Source organism: Chryseobacterium paridis (genome assembly GCF_016595215.1).
Taxonomy (GTDB): Bacteria; Bacteroidota; Bacteroidia; order Flavobacteriales; family Weeksellaceae; genus Chryseobacterium; species Chryseobacterium paridis.
The window spans coordinates 262384-279575 of record NZ_JAENHK010000001.1 but is presented as its reverse complement, the minus strand read 5'-3'; the positions used below and the strand labels follow the sequence as shown (position 1 = coordinate 279575).

The window sequence follows — 17192 nt, the reverse complement described above, 5'->3', positions numbered from 1 at the left end:
ACTTAATTAAACAAAATAATTATGTTATTAAACAAAAGATTATCCATTTGGTATTTCATCAATGAAATAAAATCCCAGATCCTTTTCATTTGTGTATTTGCGATTTGCATAGGACTTTTGGATTTATTACCAGGATTTCGTAAAATATCACTTCCACTGAATGTACCTGCACTGGTAGGAACTGCGGTGTCTTTGCTATTAGCATTCCGAACTTCTCAATCTTATGAAAGATGGTGGGAAGCAAGGATTGTCTGGGGAGCTATTGTAAATGATTCCCGAACAGTGACTAGATTGGCCATGCAATTTTTACCAGAGAAAGAAGCAAGAGAATTGGCTGAAAGGCAAATTGTCTGGACATATGCATTGGGAGAGTCTTTAAGAAAACTACCCTTTTCTAATCGGGTACAAGAATATATAAATACCCATGGAATTCAAGCAATGAATATTCCTAATGCATTGTTAGATGAACATTCCCGACAGGTGAAGGAAGCTGCTACTGCAAAATTGATCTCAGAATTTCAGCAATTACAGCTGAATGATGCAATTACTAAACTTTGTGACAGTATGGGAAAATGTGAGAGACTGAAAAATACAGTTTTTCCCAGATCATACAGTATTCTTGTTCACATCTTGATCTATGTTTTTGCAGCCATCTTACCATTTGGTTTGGATGACAACCAATTGATGGTTGAGATTGTAATCACTATTCTTGTACCTACCATGTTTATTGCTATAGAAAGAACTTCTATCATCATGCAGGACCCTTTTGAAAATTCACCTGTTGATACACCTATGACTTTTCTGGCACAGACCATAGAAATAAATATAAGACAAATGATAGGAGAACAAAATGTTCCCATGAAGAAGGAAAATCCTTTATACTACGAAATGTAATATAACATAACAATTCTGAAATGATGAACGAAAAAAACACACAACCTACTTCAGCCGCCAGTAAACATAAGAAAAACCTTTTGATTGTATTATCATTAAGTGGGACTTATCTTATTGCTGAGGTTATTGGAGGAATTCTCACGAATAGTCTTGCCTTGCTTGCGGATGCTGCGCATATGCTAACAGATGTGGTAGGCTTGCTTCTGGCGTTTATTGCTATAAAAATAGGTGAGAGAAAAGCCAATACTAAAAAGACATTTGGATATTATCGTACAGAAATACTGGCTGCTGTTATCAACGCAGTTGTATTACTTGGTATCTCCTTATATGTTTTATATGAAGCATATCAAAGGTTTCAGAATCCTCCGGAGGTTCAAAGTAAATCAATGCTGATCGTAGCGGGTATCGGACTTCTTGTAAATGTTGTGGGGATGATGATTCTCAGAAAAGATTCTGAGGCGAGTCTCAATATGAAAGGTGCCTATTTTGAAGTCCTTTCAGATATGCTTACTTCTGTGGGGGTAATGATTGCCGGTATAATTATGCTTACCACCAATTGGTATTATGCCGATCCATTGATCTCTGCAGCAATAGGACTTCTCATCTTTCCGAGAACATGGCGTCTTTTAAAAGAAGCAATTGATGTTTTACTAGAAAGCACACCTAAAGATGTAGATATTGATCAGCTACGCCAATCATTGGAGAAAATACCTGGGGTAGTAGAACTGCATGACCTTCACGTGTGGTCTCTTACATCAGGTGTTAATGCAATGAGTGCTCATGTTGTTAAGGATAGTAGTAATACCACGAATCAGTTGTTAGAAAAATTAACAAACGAGACAATGAACAATTTTAAAATCACTCATACCACTTTTCAGATTGAAGATGAAGGATACAAAGAAGGGATTGTACATTCTTAATTAAAAATAATAGAAATGAAAAAAGAGATAGAAGATAAACTGATAGATAAGAATACCAAGCCAACAAGTATGCGGATTTTGGTATATGATTTTTTGAGCTCTCAGGAAATGGCTCTGTCCCTATCTGAAATTGAGAACTATTTTGACAATGCAGACAGAACAACAATTTACCGGACTTTAAAAACCTTTGAAGAAAAGGGGATTGTTCATAGCATACAGGAAAATACAACAACCAAGTACAAGCTTTGTGATGACGGATGTGATGAAAAGACCCATAAAGACTGGCACCTGCATTTTTATTGTAAAATGTGTAAGCAAACTACATGTAAAGAGGATATTTCCTTCCCTGAAAATATTAAGACCAATTTCAGAATAGATGAAATAAGGCTCTTTGCAAAAGGAATTTGTGAAAACTGCCTGGAAAGTTTGCAATAGTATTGCAACTGTTTTAAAATTAATTTTGTTGAAAATTATAAGTTATGGAAAAATGCTGTAATACAAAGCCTCAGGAAAAAAAGACAGACCACTTCGAAGGAGATGGACATGATCATGGGCATTCTCACGATACATCAGATAAAACTACTTTTCAATTATTTCTCCCTGCAGTTATCTCTTTTGTTCTGCTAATGATAGGAGTAGCTCTGGATAATTATATAAAAACAGAATGGTTTACCGGATGGGTTCGCATTGTCTGGTATTCGGCAGCATATATTCCTGTTGGACTTCCTGTATTAAGAGAAGCTTACGAAAGCATCATTAAAGGTGATGTGTTTTCAGAGTTCTTTTTAATGGGAATTGCAACGATTGGTGCATTCGTTATTGCCCAATATCCGGAAGGGGTAGCAGTAATGCTATTTTATGCTGTTGGAGAAGTATTCCAAACACTGGCTGTTACAAGAGCAAAAAGCAATATTAAATCATTACTCGATCAGCGCCCTGATGAGGTTACCATTATAAAAGACGGGCAGCCTCAAACAGTAAAAGCCGAAAAGGTAGAAATTGGAGCAATTATTCAATTAAAATCTGGTGAAAAATTAGGTTTGGATGGGGAATTACTATCAGAATCTGCATCTTTTAATACGGCAGCACTTACAGGAGAAAGTAAACCTGATACGAAGGCAAAAGGAGAAACTGTTCTGGCAGGAATGATCAATCTCAATACTGTCAGCCAGGTTAAAGTAACCACTGCTTATCAGGATAGTAAGCTGAGTAAAATTTTGGAATTGGTTCAAAATGCAACTGCACAAAAAGCCCCTACAGAATTATTCATTAGAAAATTTGCAAAAGTATATACTCCGATAGTAGTTTTTCTTGCTATAGGAATTGCTTTATTGCCTTACTTTTTTGTAGCTGATTATCAATTTAAAGATTGGTTATACAGAGCCTTAGTATTCCTCGTGATTTCTTGTCCTTGTGCTCTAGTTATCTCTATCCCATTAGGATATTTCGGAGGGATTGGAGCTGGAAGCCGAAATGGAATCTTATTTAAAGGAAGTAATTTCTTAGATTCACTTGCCGCAATTCAGAATGTGGTAATGGACAAAACCGGTACCATGACTGAAGGGGTTTTCAAAGTTCAGGAAGTAGATTTTAAATCCGGATTTGATAAAAATGAAATCCTTAAACTGGTCAATCTTTTAGAAAGCCAGAGTACTCACCCGGTCGCAACTGCTATTCATGAATATGTGGGTGAAATAGACCATACCATTCCAATGGATAATGTGGAAGAAATTGCAGGGCATGGTTTAAAAGCGACAATTAATGGAAAAGAATTGTTAGTTGGAAATTTTAAGCTGATGGATAAATTCAATATCAAGTATGATATCAATCCTGATAATATAGTATATACTTTGATTGCGGTTGCTTATGATAATACATTTGTAGGATATCTTACGATTGCAGATACTATTAAGACAGATGCGCAATTGACGATCAATAAATTAAAAGCATTAAATATAAAAACAACCATGCTTAGTGGAGATAAAACATCAGTGGTAAAATATGTTGCAGATGCTTTAGGAATTCAGAATGCTTATGGAGATTTGCTTCCAGAAGATAAAGTGAATAAAGTAAAAGAGATCAAAGCTAAAAATGAAACGGTAGCATTTGTTGGAGATGGTGTGAATGATGCTCCTGTGGTTGCTTTGAGTGACGTGGGAATTGCGATGGGAGGATTGGGAAGTGATGCAACAATTGAAACTGCCGATGTAGTAATTCAGGATGATATGCCTAGTAAAATTCCAATGGCTATCAATATTGGGAGAAAGACTAAGCAGATCGTTTGGCAAAACATTGTCTTGGCATTTGTAGTTAAAGGAATTGTTTTAATTCTTGGTGCTGGTGGTTTAGCAACAATGTGGGAAGCTGTATTTGCTGATGTAGGAGTTTCTCTAATTGCTATTCTTAATGCAGTAAGAATCCAACGGATGAAATTTTAAATCCTTGTGCCTGAAAATATCAAATATTAATAATGTGCATATTCACATTTAACTCAATTATATTGAAGCTCTACTGAAATCCGGTAGAGCTTTTTGTTTTGCGAAAATTATGAATGACTTTCATCATAAATTAGGCATAAGAAAATTTTGAGTAGTATATTTGTGGAATAGAAATACTATTTGAAATTTTTCATATCCATATTCGTTATTTTTACCATAGCACTACGTCCCGTATTGCCATTGATAAATTACGCGGTTAACTATGACTATATTGTCAAAAATCTTTGTGAAAACAGATTCAAAGCAGAATCTACCTGTAAAGGTAAATGTTATGTAGAAAAAGAATTGGCAAAGACCGAAAGACAATCCGGTCCTCAAACGATAAAAATTTCAGTACTCGACGTATTCATTGCAAATGATATTCTGTCATTTTCTAAAGAGAAAGGATTTGATATTTTACAAAAGACAGCAAATTCAGTCTATATTAATTCTCATACGTCAGCGTATTTCTCCAGAGTATTTCATCCTCCGCTTGCTTAGATTTTGTTCAACTAATTTTTTAGTGAGTATTTTTATTTTTCTTAGATCAAAACATGTTTTGATTTAAGGTCATCACTAAATTTTATTTTACGAATCATTTCATTTTTTATCATTATTAATTTCATTTCAATCCAATGAAACATAAATTCATTTTGACAGCATTGCTGTCGATATCACTGTTATCTTGTGCACAGGAGGCTCCTAAAGTAAAGCATGCAAAAAATATGAATATGCCGAAGGAGAATCTTAAAAATGTAAAAGTTGTCAATGCTGAAGATCCGGTATGTCATATGAAGACTGCTGATTATTTAAAATTTACAGCAACATACAAAAATAAGGTGTATGGTTTCTGTAGTGCTTCCTGTAAAGACGAGTTCAATAAAAATCCTGCAAAATATGTCCAAAACTAAAAAAACAACGAAAAGTGCAAAAAGCAAGATCGTTATTCCCATAGCGGTAATTGCACTTATTTTCCTGGGTGTAGGTTTTGGGATGAGCTATTTTAAGAATAACTTTTATACAGTAATGAAAGTTCCTGATTTTGAACTTACCGATCAGAATAATAAAAAGATTACTAATAAAGATATGCTCGGCAAAGTTTATCTCGTGGAGTTTTTCTTTAGTAAATGTCCTACCATTTGCCCTATAATGAATAGCAATATGAAGGTAATTGATCAGGAAATCAACAATCCTGAGTTTGGCATTATTTCTATTAGTATTGATCCGGTAAATGATACGCCGGAAACTTTAAAACAACATGCCAAAAGAATTGGAGTACAATCTCCAAACTGGCATTTTTTAACCGGAGACAGAACCTATATTGGAAATCTTGCAGATCAATTCAATATTTATGTAGGAGACAAAGAGGATGAGGGTGAAAGCCTTAATCACAGCGGAATGATCGCTCTCGTTGATCAGGAGGGAAATATCCGATGCAGATATAACAAGGACAATATGCCTATTCTTTATTATTCAGGATTAAACTATAAAGACCCTGAAGGAAAAGAAACTGATCTTACTGGAAAATATCATCCGGATAGAGAAAAGCTGATTGAAGATATTAAAAAGCTTTTAAAGTAGTTGAAAATTGAAAGTTAAAAGTTGAAATTGGAATGTTTGGAGAGGTATTCATCTAGTAGATCTTTATTGACTCCCTTCTTCCATCTTCATGCTTCCTTTCTTATAACAAAAACATTGTTAAACCATAAATACAAAACATTATGAAGATTATGAAAATCGCTGCCTTAAGTGCAGTTTTCGCAGCACAATTTGCTTTCGGTCAGTTTAAGCAGACACCTCTTTCTTATGCATACAATGCACTTGAAGGATCTATCGATGCTCAGACAATGGAAATTCATTATACAAAACATGCTGCTGGCTATGTGAGTAATTTGAATAAAGCTATTGCAGGAACTCCTCAGGAAAAAGAGACTTTATTTCAGATCTTATCTAAGGTTTCTACACTAAGCCCTGTTATCAGAAATAATGCAGGTGGTCACTTTAATCATGAGCTTTTCTGGACAATGCTTACACCAGAGAAAAATACTCAGCCTTCTGCTCAACTACTAAAAGCAATTACAGCAACTTTCGGAAGTCTGGATGCTTTTAAAGAGAAAATGAGCAAGGCAGGTGCTGATCGTTTCGGTTCAGGATGGGCATGGCTTTCTGTTGATAAAAACGGGAAACTATTTGTTTCGTCAACACCTAATCAAGATAACCCTTTAATGGATGTTGTGGAAGAAAAAGGAACTCCTATTTTAGGAATTGATGTTTGGGAACATGCTTATTATTTAAAATATCAGAATAAAAGAGCAGATTATCTTACCGCTATCTGGAATGTATTAAACTGGAAAGAAGTAAGCAAGAGATACGAAAACGCGATCAGCAAGAAATAATTCATGAACTATATTTGCAGCATATTCCTTACTTTCTATATGGTGTTCAGGCCCCTGATCCCCATCATGGAATATGTTGCAAATTATAATTATATCGTTGAAACTCTTTGTATCAATAAAGACAAGCCTGAACTTAATTGTAATGGTAAATGTTATTTGAGTAAAGAGCTTGCTAAAACCAACGATACAGAATCAACTCCTTTATCCAAAGGGAAAAATTCCGGCCAGAAAATTCTTGATATTTATATTCTTCCGGATATCACAGAGATAAAAAACACATGTCAACAATACGGTTCTGATTTCAATTTTATTTACCAAAAGAACTATTCTTTTCTTTTTCTAAAACATATTTTCCGACCTCCGGTTTTTTAAGTTGTTTACCCACTTTAGCCACTCAATTTTTAAAGTTCACATGAAGTGAAAATCTCAAATTTTCAAAAAGCTTAAGTGTTCTTTATAATCGTTTTATTATTCACTTTAAAGATTCTAAAATGTTTAAAACGTGGTTAAAAAATGAATGTTTCTACATTCAAAAATTTCTATTCAAACAAATACAACTTAAAAAATCAACAATGAAAATTTATAAATTTTTATCACTATTCTTTATTGCCTTTACTCTATTGGCAGTTTCTTCATGTCAAAACAATGACGATGATGATAATCCACAAGATACAACACCCGGAAATCTTCAGATTAAATTTGAAAACGGATTCAATAATCTGGGAGGAATTGTTCTCAATCAAACAACCCAAACTTCTTCAAGTGGGCAAAAACATCAGTTTTCGACTTTAAAATATGTAGTAAGCAACATCAGCCTTATCGATGAAAATGGAAAAGAATTCAAATACAATGAAAACAATCCTGACAAAGGAGCTTTCATAATTGACCAGGCCGATGCGGTAGCGGGAATTGTATATGTAAATCTTACGGGTGTCCCGAAAAATAATTATAAAAAAGTGAAATTCGGATTAGGAATCAGTCAGAATGCATATCTCCTGGGACTTGATGGACAGGCTGAATTCTGGAATAAGGCGAAGGCAAAAGGAATGTCATGGTCTTGGGCAGCAGGTTATGTTTTTGTAAAACTAGAGGGAAAATATGGTGCCACCGCTGCTGATAAGGAGTTTATGAACCATACCGGAAATATGGGGAATGTAACGGCTAACAATACACCTGATTTATACAGAGAAATTACCCTGGATCTTCCTACCACAGCGAGGGTAACCAATAAAATAAGACCGTCTATCCATATTCTTGCAGATCTTAATCAGTACTTAAGTGGGAATACAGCACTTACGCTCAATACAAACAATGATATGATGATGGGATCGAGCCCACATTTAGTAAGTGTAACCAATAATCTTACTAAAATGTTTACTGTAAACCATGTTCACAATGATGAAGATTAAGGAAGTATTAAAATTTGGATTAATCATCATTGGCTTTTTTAATATCATATCATGTTCAGATGAGGTGATTGAACCTTTAGAAAAGGATGAAGCATATAATCTGCAATTTCCATCTTATTTTCCTGAAATAACTTTTGATAAAGCTGGAAATCCGGTTACTAAAAACGGAGTAGAGCTTGGCAGAAAATTATTTTATGAGGGCAGACTTTCACGTAATAATACAATCTCTTGTGGATTCTGTCATATTCAGGAGAATGCCTTTACCCACCATGGCCATAATGTGAGCCATGGTGTGGATGACAGGATTGGAATCCGGAATGCTCCTCCTATTCAGAATATGGCATTTTTAAAAAGGTATATGTGGGACGGGGTTATTCATAACCTCAATGAACAGCCTATTGTCCCCATCACAGATGCTAATGAGATGGATAGTTCTATGCCCGAAGTGATTTCAAAATTAAACATGGATGACAAGTATAAGAAGCTATTCAGGGCAGCGTATGGTGATGAAAATATTACAGGTGAAAGAGTACTGAAGGCTTTATCCCAGTTTATGGTAACTATGATTTCTGCCGATTCAAAGTATGACAGATACAAACAGGGAAAAGAAACTTTATCATCTGTAGAATCGCAGGGGATGAGTTTGTTCCAGCAAAAATGTGCTTCCTGCCATAGTGGAGAATTGTTTACAGATGAGAGCTTTCGTAATACGGGAATGTATTACAATACTCAATTTAAAGATGCTGGTCGCTACCGGGTAACGCTGGATCAAATGGATTGGATGAAATTCCGTGTGCCTAGTTTGAGAAATGTAGAGTATACAGCTCCTTATATGCATGACGGAAGGTTTTACACCCTGGATGCTGTTCTCAATTTCTATTCTGATAACGTAGAAGACAATCCTAACCTGGATCCACAACTTAAGCAAAACGGACATATTGGAATAGCTATGAGTACTGTTGAAAAGCAATCTATTATTGCTTTTCTGAAAACATTGTCTGATAAGAGCTTTATTACAAACTCTAAATTCTCTGAATAAATTTAATCAAACATGAAAAATATATTTTTAATACTATTGAGTCTATTTCTATCTAAAATGGCTCGGGCCGAACCCGCAAGAGATAGTCTTTATATACCTCAGAATCAGAATAGCTTTACTTCTATTAAACTTCTGGAGGATGATTGTGATGCATGTGGCTGCGCTGCAGGAAACGGGTCATCAGGATTTGAATCGTTGCTAAACCCACAATTCATAGGAATAAAATACTTTGCGCAGCACTATAAAGCAAAAGAAAACCTTTTTGTAAAAGACCTAACCCAGGATCAGTATTTCAATACGATTCAGTTATGGGGAAAAATTCCCATTACAAAAAAACTAAGCGTTTATGGAAGTCTTCCCTTTCAGTTTCATGAGAAAAAAACGATGCAGGGTGATATCAGGATCAATGGAATTGGGGATTTAAATGTGATGGGTATTTATCAGTTGATCAGTTCTAAAGATTCATTTCACCAATTGAATGGGGGACTTGGTGTAAAAGTTCCGTTGGGGAAGTTTGATGAAAAAGGGATTACGGGAGTTAACCCGAGTTTTCAGCTGGGAACCGGAAGTTGGGATTATCAAATGGTCCTTAATTACAAATACCAAAAAAATAAAGTAGCAGTTCTGATTAATACAGATTATACCATTAAAACGGAAAATAAAAAGTATTACCAATTTGGTAACCAATGGAACTATGCTGCAACCGGATTCTATCAGATCCATGCTGATAAAAAGATCATCCTTTCCGGAAAAGTAGGATTACAGGGAGAAGTTTATGATAGGAATAAGCAATTTAACGAAGCCTTACCCGATACTGCGGGAAGCGCATTATATGGTAAATTAGGTTTTGAACTTTCCTATAGCAAATGGAGTCTCGGGAGTGAAGTGATGCTTCCTGCCTATACCAATCTGGCTGGAGGAAATATTGAAGCTAAATCCAGATTGAGCGTATTTATCAACTTTGGAATTTAATTAATTAATCAAACATTCCGTTACCATGGTAACGGAATGTTTTGTTTTATCTTGTTGGTTATTATTATGTTAAGTTCGGCATTGTTTCTTGTGATAATTTTCTATCTTTGCCGAATTCTGGTGAGCCTTAAAAGGTTCTTAAAAGGGAATCCGGTGTAAATCCGGAACAGACCCGCTGCTGTAAGCTCTAAACCAAAATTTTTGAAACATATATCCACTGTTTTTTAATGGGAAGGATTTCAAAAATGGAGTAAGTCAGAAGACCTGCCGGAAAGATTAAAGTTTGATGCTTTCGTGGAATAAAGCTTAGGACAACAATGATTCTGTGCAGTTATCGCTGTACGTTGTCATTGCTGCTTTCTTATATCCATTAGCATTAAAATTATTTTCAACGAGCTAATGGAACTAAAATTTACTTTTAAAACTGAAAAAATAATTATCACAGTTCTTGTGCTAATTGCTCAACTTTACTTTTCTCAATCCAGAGATACGATCAAGGAGCATGTCATTGTTCCTGTGAGTCTTCAAAAAAAGAATTTTAAAGAAATAATTCCTGCGCAAACCTTGTCAGGAGAAGACTTGGAAAGGCTGAATAGTCAGTCTGTAGCGGACGCCCTTCGTTATTTTGCCGGGATTCAGATTAAGGATTATGGTGGAATTGGTGGATTAAAAACCATCAATATTCGCAGTATGGGGAGCCAGCATGTCGGGGTTTTTTATGATGGAATTCAATTGGGAAATGCTCAAAATGGAGTTGTGGATTTAGGAAGGTTCTCTCTTGATGATCTCGAAGAGATTTCATTATATAATGGGCAAAAAAGTGAAATCTTTCAGCCAGCAAAAGATTTTGGATCTTCAGGATCTATTTATTTACAACCCAAAATCCCAAGTTTTAAAAATGGGAGAAAAACAAATTTGGTAGTAAGGCTTAAAAACTCATCTATTGATTTATTTAACCCCTCATTTCGTTTAGAACAAAAGATCACAGATAAGATTGCGGCGAGTTTTAGCTCTGAATTTATTCAAACTGATGGTATCTATAAATTCAGATATAAAAGATACTATCCTGACGGGCAACTTGCGAATGACACCATTGCTAAAAGGCATGATTCCGATTTAAAATCAAAGCGTTTTGAAGCCAGTCTTAATGGCAATGTAAAAGATGGAAGCTGGAGTGTGAGAGGATATGGTTTCTTATCAGACAGAGGAATTCCTGCGGCTATTGTAAATGGACGATTTGGGGGAAGAGGGCAACGTTTGGAAGACGAAAGCTATTTTGTTCAGGCAAGTTTACGAAAGAAGTTATTTCCAAAATTTGAAACCCAGCTTAAAGCTAAATTTGCATATGATTACACTCATTTTGTAGACACCATCGCTACAGAGGCAGAATTTCCTGTTAATAATACTTATATTCAGAGGGAGTTATACATTTCGTCATCTAATATGTATTCCATTAATTCTAACTGGGACGTTAGTGCAAGTGTAGATTTTCAATATAACAATCTTGATGCAGATCTTGAGAATTTTTCTTATCCCACTCGTTATACTTCCTTAGTAGCTTTTGCAACAACTTATCAGTGGAACAGATTTAAATTCCTGGGGAGTGTTTTGGGAACATTTATTCATGAAGATGTTGAAAAAAACTCAAAATCTCCCGATAAAACAGAGTGGACACCCTCCGCGTTTTTAGCATATCAACCCTTTAGTTCAAAAGATTTTACAATCCGAGCATTCTACAAAAGAATTTTTAGAATGCCAACATTTAATGATCTCTACTATACGATGATCGGGAATGTGGATCTTAAACCTGAATTCACCAATCAGTATAATGTAGGTTTTACTTATGAGAAATCTTATAATAATTGCATTTTTAAAGGATATTATATCAAAGTAGATGGCTATTTCAATAAGGTTGAAGATAAAATTATCGCAGCCCCTACCGGGAATTTATTTCGATGGACGATGTTGAACTTGGGAAGTGTGGAAATTCTGGGAACGGATATACAAGCACAGGCAAAACTAGCTTTTGGGAAAGTAGTTCTAAGACCACAGATCAATTATACTTATCAGAGAGCCAGAGATTTTTCCGATAGAGACGATTCCTTTTTTGGAGATCAGATCCCATATACACCATGGCATAGTGGAAATTTTACAATGAAGGCTGATTACAAAGCCTGGGGTTTCAACTACAGTTTTATATATGTGGGAAAGAGATATGACGGGCAGCAAAATAATATTCAATATAATTATATCCAGCCCTGGTATACCCACGATCTTTCAATTCAAAAACAAATCAACGTGGCAAATCATCAATTTAAGGCAAGTCTTGAAGTGAATAATATTTTCAATCAATACTATGATGTCGTGCTCAACTACCCAATGCCTGGAAGGAATTTTAAACTAATTGTAAGCTTCACATTATGAAAAAACTGAACTTTTGCTTGCTTGCCTGCCTCTTATTCTTTTTGTTTTCATGCAGAACGGATGAGATTATTCCCCGTGAAGAAAGAGTAGAGGGACTTGCACCACCTGAAAATACGGCAATTAAAGGTTTCTATGTTCTGAATGAAGGAAATATGGGAAGCAATAAATGTACACTGGATTTTTTTGATTATACCACAGGAACGTACAGACGAAATATCTATGCTGAAATAAACCCGACTGTAGTAAAGGAATTGGGAGATGTCGGGAATGATATTCAAATCTATGGAAGTAAACTTTATGTCGTGGTGAATGTTTCCAATAAAATTGAAGTGCTGGATGCAAAAACGGCAAAACGGATTAAAACAATTCAGTTACAGAATTGCAGATACGTGAAATTCAAAGATGGAAAAGCTTACGCAAGTAGTTATGCTGGGCCAGTTGATATCAATCCCAATGCTCCAAAAGGAAAAGTTGTAGAAATTGACACCACTTCACTTTCCATCCAGAGACAGGTGACGGTAGGATATCAGCCTGAGGAAATGGAAATTGTAGGGAATCAACTTTTTGTTGCAAACTCCGGGGGGTATATGGTTCCAAATTATGATAAAACAGTTTCAGTAATCGATCTGAATACATTCACAGAAACTAAAAAAATAAATGTTGCCATCAATCTCCATCGTCTTAAAAAAGATGATTACGGAGATCTTTATGTCAGTTCCAGAGGAGATTATTATAATATTCCTTCGAGCTTGTATCTGGTAGATGCTGCTACGGGAACCGTGAAAAAAGATTTTCATGTAGCGGTGAGTGAAATGACAATAGTGAACGACAAGCTATATTACTATGGGAATGAATTTAATTACAATACCCATTCCTATACTAAATCCTTCGGGATTATTGACGTGAAAACGGAACAAATCATTTCCAATAAGATTATTGATCAGGAATATGTAGATGCTATTAAAGCGCCTTACGGGATTGCTGTAAATCCTATTACAGAAGATATTTATGTTACCGATGCAAGAAATTATGTGTCTACAGGATTTGTTTATTGCTTTAACAAGAGCGGACATTTCAAATGGAAAACTGAAGGTGGAAATATCCCTGCTCATTTTACTTTTTTATATAAATAACCGAATTAAAATATGGATAAAAATATTTTTAAAATTTTAAAAACTATACTGGTGGTATTTCTTTTAGTAGAAGTGACATCATGTAAAAGTGATAGAGATGAAGAATCACCATTCAATGGCCTGGAAGAATCTTACACGATCAGTCGTTTCAAGGTTTTGAATATTGCGGCCAATGTTTCTGGTAAAATCACATGGAGTATTAAAGACTCTATTATTGCTGATGGTTCAGAACTGGACTTTATCAGTCCTTATGCTAAAACCTATCCACTTACTTTAAAAATAGACCAAAATGGACAGGTGAAAACTTACCAATCGACCATTATTGTAAATAAAGAGCAAGGTTCTTACAGTAAGTACATTTCCAACGTATTTGATTTTCGTCCTGCTGTAGGGCAGTTTACTAATGAGGTTCCGGAATATGAAGCTGGAAATACTGCCAGTGCTATGCTTCAGAAAGCCAGAGAGTCTTTGGTAGGTTCTAATTCTACAATGGTTAGTCTTGGAGGCTTCGGAGGTTATGTAGTTTTTGGCTTTGATCATACTATTCCCAACATGGATGGAAGAGATTTTAAAATCCTTGGAAATGCTTTTTGGGCAAGTGGGGCCAATGATCCTCGTTCAGGAAATTGTGAGCCGGGAATTATTATGGTCGCTTATGACAGAAATAAAAATGGAAAACCTGATGATAATGAGTGGTATGAAATTGCCGGAAGTGAATATTTTAAAAATACTACAGTAAAAAATTACAATATCACTTATTTCAAACCAAATGAAAATAAACCTCCGGTTCCCGGAAATGAACCCTGGCAAGTTGATATAGAATATATCAAATGGCAGGACAATCTTGGAAATACTGGGTTTAAGACAAAAAACGGATTTCATGATCACAGCTTTTTCCCATTATGGATCTCCGATGCTTCCTACAGTTTCTCGGGAACGAAATTACTTAATAATTACTATGATCAGAGTGGTAATGGAACATATTGGGTAGGTAAATCTTACGATTTCGGATATGCAGATAACGCACCGAACAATGATGAAGCCTCAAATATTGATATTTCCTGGGCTGTAGACAAGAACGGAAAGTATGTAAAGCTTCCCGGGATCGATTTTGTAAAAGTGCATACGGGAGTTAATCAGGAAGCTGGCTGGCTTGGAGAAGTTTCGACTGAAGTAGCCGGAGCGTATGATTTGTATATAAAATAAAAATTCAACAATAAATTTATTTAAAAAATGAAAAAGATCTATCTTTTAACATTGCTGTTATTTTTTGCATTTTTCACTAATGCACAGGTAACGGTTCAGGGAGTACCCCGCAATGACATTAAGCCAAACTCAATACACAGGAATGAGCTTAAAACAACAACTACAGTTACTGACTTTTCTGATATTCAGTATTGGGTGGGAACTGGTTCTAAAAAGGCTGCTTTTGTTGTACAATGGAATGATGGAAAAAATCCTGACGCTTTAGTTTGGGGATTTAAATGGGATGGAAATGCAACTGGAGAAGATATGCTGAAAGCCATCGCAAAAGCGGATCACCGTTTTTATTCTTTACTTTATCAGGGAACAACTTTTGGAACTGCAATTGGGGGACTTGGTTTTGATCTGAACGGACAAGGTACCAATGGACTTTATAAGAGTGGAAACACTACATACCCGATGTATCCGCTTAATGGGATTATCAATACTACAGCATATGATTTTGATGATTATACTGCTATAGACGCAGCTAATGATCATTGGAAATCAGGTTGGACTACAGGATATTGGTCTTACTGGGTGAAAAATCCTACGGATGCTGCTTTTGGATATTCAAGTTTAGGGGCGAGTAGCCGTGTTTTAGAAAATAATTCATGGGATCTATGGAATTTCTACCCGGGAATGGTTGATCAGCCTATTTCAACAACTTTGACACCTGTATCAGCTTATTCGTCACCAACTACATTTACAGATGGTTATTTTATGGTGAATGAAGATTGGTATGGTCATACCAATGGTTCAGTAAATTTTATTAACAATAATGGACAGATCAATTACAGAGTGTATAGCAACGCGAATAACAATCAGGCATTTGGAGCAACTACACAGTATGGAACGATCTATGGAGATAAATTTTATTTTATTTCAAAACAAGCTGCTGACGGAGGTGATACACAATACACTCCAGGTGGTAGGTTAGTAGTTGCTAATGCTACAACCATGCAGAAAATAGCTGGATTTAATACAATAGGGGATGGTGACGGAAGATCTTTTCTTGGAGTAAATGAACATAAGGGATATATTGGAACGACCACAGGAATTTTCCTTTTTAATATTGATAATTTACAGGTTGGAAGTTTAGTTCCCGGGACGAATGGAAAAGGACAAATAGGAAACATGATCCGTACTTCTCAATATGTGTTTGCAGTAACCCAGAGCGGAGGAGTGTTGGTTATTAATCCTAATACCAATGCCGTTGTTCAAACTATTGCGGGTGCATTCTATTCAATTGTGCAGGCTAAAGATGGAAGTGTTTGGGGGATTCAACAACAGAAATTGGTGAGTATTAATCCAACTACTTTTGCCACATTGGAATATCCAATTCCTACTACGAAATACTTCGGTGACTGGGGAGCTTGGTATGCTGGAAGACTGACTTACAGTACACAGCAAAATGCTTTATACTGGATCAACTCTGTAAGTGCTTTTGCTTCCGGAACACAAATTGTAAAATTTGATGTTACTGCTAAAACATTCAATGAAAATTTTGCTGCAGTTCCTGGACAGACCGGAACGTACAAGCAGATTCCTTATGGAGCTGGATTGCGTGTTAACCCTCTTACAGATGAACTTATTCTAAATACTACGGAAAGTGGTTTTGGAGCTCATTATCAGAAAAACTGGATACACACATTCAGCAATACCGGAACACTTACAAATACCAAGATATTAAATGATTATTATTGGTTCCCATCAATTGCTGTATTCCCGGATAACAATGCTCCGGTTGTAAAAAGTACATTCCCATCACAGACAACTGTGAATTCTACAACTACAATTGATTTGAAAACTGTAGTAACGGATACTGATAATTTAGCAATAGCTATCGTTAAATCTATTAAATCTAATAGTAATACAGGAGTTGTTACAGCTGTAATTAATACGAATGATGAACTTGTTCTGACACCACAGGGTACTGGAGCAGCTACTATCATATTAACCTTTAATTCTAATGGAAAGCTAGTAGATAAAACTCTTACTGTACACGCAAGTACTTCAACACTAGGAACTGCTGAAGTGAAAAAACTTGAATTAGGAATCTATCCTAATCCGGCTACTGATGTTCTTACTATCAAAACTCAGGATAGAGTAATGAGTACTGTTGTTTATGATGCATCAGGAAAAGTTATGAATACTCAGTTTAATAATGGACAAATTAATGTAAGTACATTGACTAGAGGAATTTATATTTTAAAAGTCGTTACGGATAAAGCTGTTTATCAAGAGAAATTCATCAAAAACTAATTTGATCAAATCATTCTATTA

Annotated in this window: 16 protein-coding genes and 1 riboswitch; all 16 genes read left to right on the top strand. The window is 35.5% G+C overall.

Annotated features, from left to right (window positions below; all coding sequences use genetic code 11):
• Nucleotides 1-21: 21 nt before the first annotated feature.
• The 16 genes from JHL15_RS01315 to JHL15_RS01240 all read left to right on the top strand — a co-directional run bounded on the left by JHL15_RS01315 (nt 22) and on the right by JHL15_RS01240 (nt 17171).
• Nucleotides 22-894 carry a bestrophin family protein gene (locus JHL15_RS01315; protein WP_200241756.1) on the top strand — a complete coding sequence of 291 codons (873 nt, stop codon included), beginning with the start codon at nt 22-24 and terminating at the stop codon, nt 892-894.
• A gap of 23 nt (nt 895-917) precedes the next feature.
• Entirely contained in the window at nt 918-1814 is an 897-nt protein-coding gene (locus tag JHL15_RS01310; protein WP_200243716.1) for a cation diffusion facilitator family transporter, read from the top strand.
• 15 nt (nt 1815-1829) lie between these two features.
• Nucleotides 1830-2249 carry a Fur family transcriptional regulator gene (locus JHL15_RS01305; protein WP_200241754.1) on the top strand — a complete coding sequence of 140 codons (420 nt, stop codon included), beginning with the start codon at nt 1830-1832 and terminating at the stop codon, nt 2247-2249.
• Nucleotides 2250-2293: 44 nt separating this feature from the next.
• Nucleotides 2294-4252 (top strand): heavy metal translocating P-type ATPase, encoded by a 1959-nt coding sequence (locus JHL15_RS01300; protein WP_200241751.1) that lies wholly within the window; start codon nt 2294-2296, stop codon nt 4250-4252.
• Nucleotides 4253-4432: 180 nt separating this feature from the next.
• A complete protein-coding gene (locus JHL15_RS01295) occupies nt 4433-4792 on the top strand; it encodes a hypothetical protein (protein WP_234047660.1) in 360 nt (119 codons plus the stop codon).
• A gap of 134 nt (nt 4793-4926) precedes the next feature.
• Nucleotides 4927-5202, top strand: coding sequence for a YHS domain-containing protein (locus JHL15_RS01290; RefSeq protein ID WP_200241748.1), 276 nt, complete (start codon nt 4927-4929; stop codon nt 5200-5202).
• On the top strand, nt 5189-5872 hold the full coding sequence (locus JHL15_RS01285) for an SCO family protein (RefSeq protein WP_234047659.1): 684 nt from the start codon (nt 5189-5191) through the stop codon (nt 5870-5872). Before JHL15_RS01290 ends, JHL15_RS01285 begins: the two co-directional genes overlap by 14 nt.
• 140 nt (nt 5873-6012) lie before the next feature.
• Nucleotides 6013-6687, top strand: a complete 675-nt coding sequence (locus tag JHL15_RS01280) for a superoxide dismutase (RefSeq protein ID WP_200241742.1) — start codon at nt 6013-6015, stop codon at nt 6685-6687.
• 3 nt (nt 6688-6690) lie between these two features.
• On the top strand, nt 6691-7059 hold the full coding sequence (locus JHL15_RS01275; RefSeq protein ID WP_200241739.1) for a hypothetical protein: 369 nt from the start codon (nt 6691-6693) through the stop codon (nt 7057-7059).
• A gap of 200 nt (nt 7060-7259) precedes the next feature.
• The gene (locus tag JHL15_RS01270; protein WP_200241737.1) at nt 7260-8096 is read left to right on the top strand and encodes an MbnP family protein; all 837 of its coding nucleotides are present in this window, start codon (nt 7260-7262) and stop codon (nt 8094-8096) included.
• Nucleotides 8083-9135 carry a cytochrome-c peroxidase gene (locus JHL15_RS01265; RefSeq protein ID WP_200241735.1) on the top strand — a complete coding sequence of 351 codons (1053 nt, stop codon included), beginning with the start codon at nt 8083-8085 and terminating at the stop codon, nt 9133-9135. The genes JHL15_RS01270 and JHL15_RS01265 overlap by 14 nt, the downstream gene beginning before the upstream one ends.
• A gap of 12 nt (nt 9136-9147) precedes the next feature.
• Nucleotides 9148-10107 carry a transporter gene (locus JHL15_RS01260; protein ID WP_200241733.1) on the top strand — a complete coding sequence of 320 codons (960 nt, stop codon included), beginning with the start codon at nt 9148-9150 and terminating at the stop codon, nt 10105-10107.
• Between the two features lie 101 nt (nt 10108-10208).
• Nucleotides 10209-10393: riboswitch (cobalamin riboswitch) on the top strand.
• 113 nt (nt 10394-10506) lie between these two features.
• Complete coding sequence (locus JHL15_RS01255) at nt 10507-12531, top strand: TonB-dependent receptor (RefSeq protein WP_200241731.1); 2025 nt, start codon at nt 10507-10509, stop codon at nt 12529-12531.
• Nucleotides 12528-13664, top strand: coding sequence for a YncE family protein (locus JHL15_RS01250; protein ID WP_200241729.1), 1137 nt, complete (start codon nt 12528-12530; stop codon nt 13662-13664). Before JHL15_RS01255 ends, JHL15_RS01250 begins: the two co-directional genes overlap by 4 nt.
• A 12-nt stretch (nt 13665-13676) precedes the next feature.
• On the top strand, nt 13677-14870 hold the full coding sequence (locus JHL15_RS01245; RefSeq protein ID WP_200241728.1) for a cell surface protein: 1194 nt from the start codon (nt 13677-13679) through the stop codon (nt 14868-14870).
• Between the two features lie 27 nt (nt 14871-14897).
• Nucleotides 14898-17171 (top strand): T9SS type A sorting domain-containing protein, encoded by a 2274-nt coding sequence (locus tag JHL15_RS01240; RefSeq protein ID WP_200241727.1) that lies wholly within the window; start codon nt 14898-14900, stop codon nt 17169-17171.
• Nucleotides 17172-17192 lie beyond the last annotated feature (21 nt).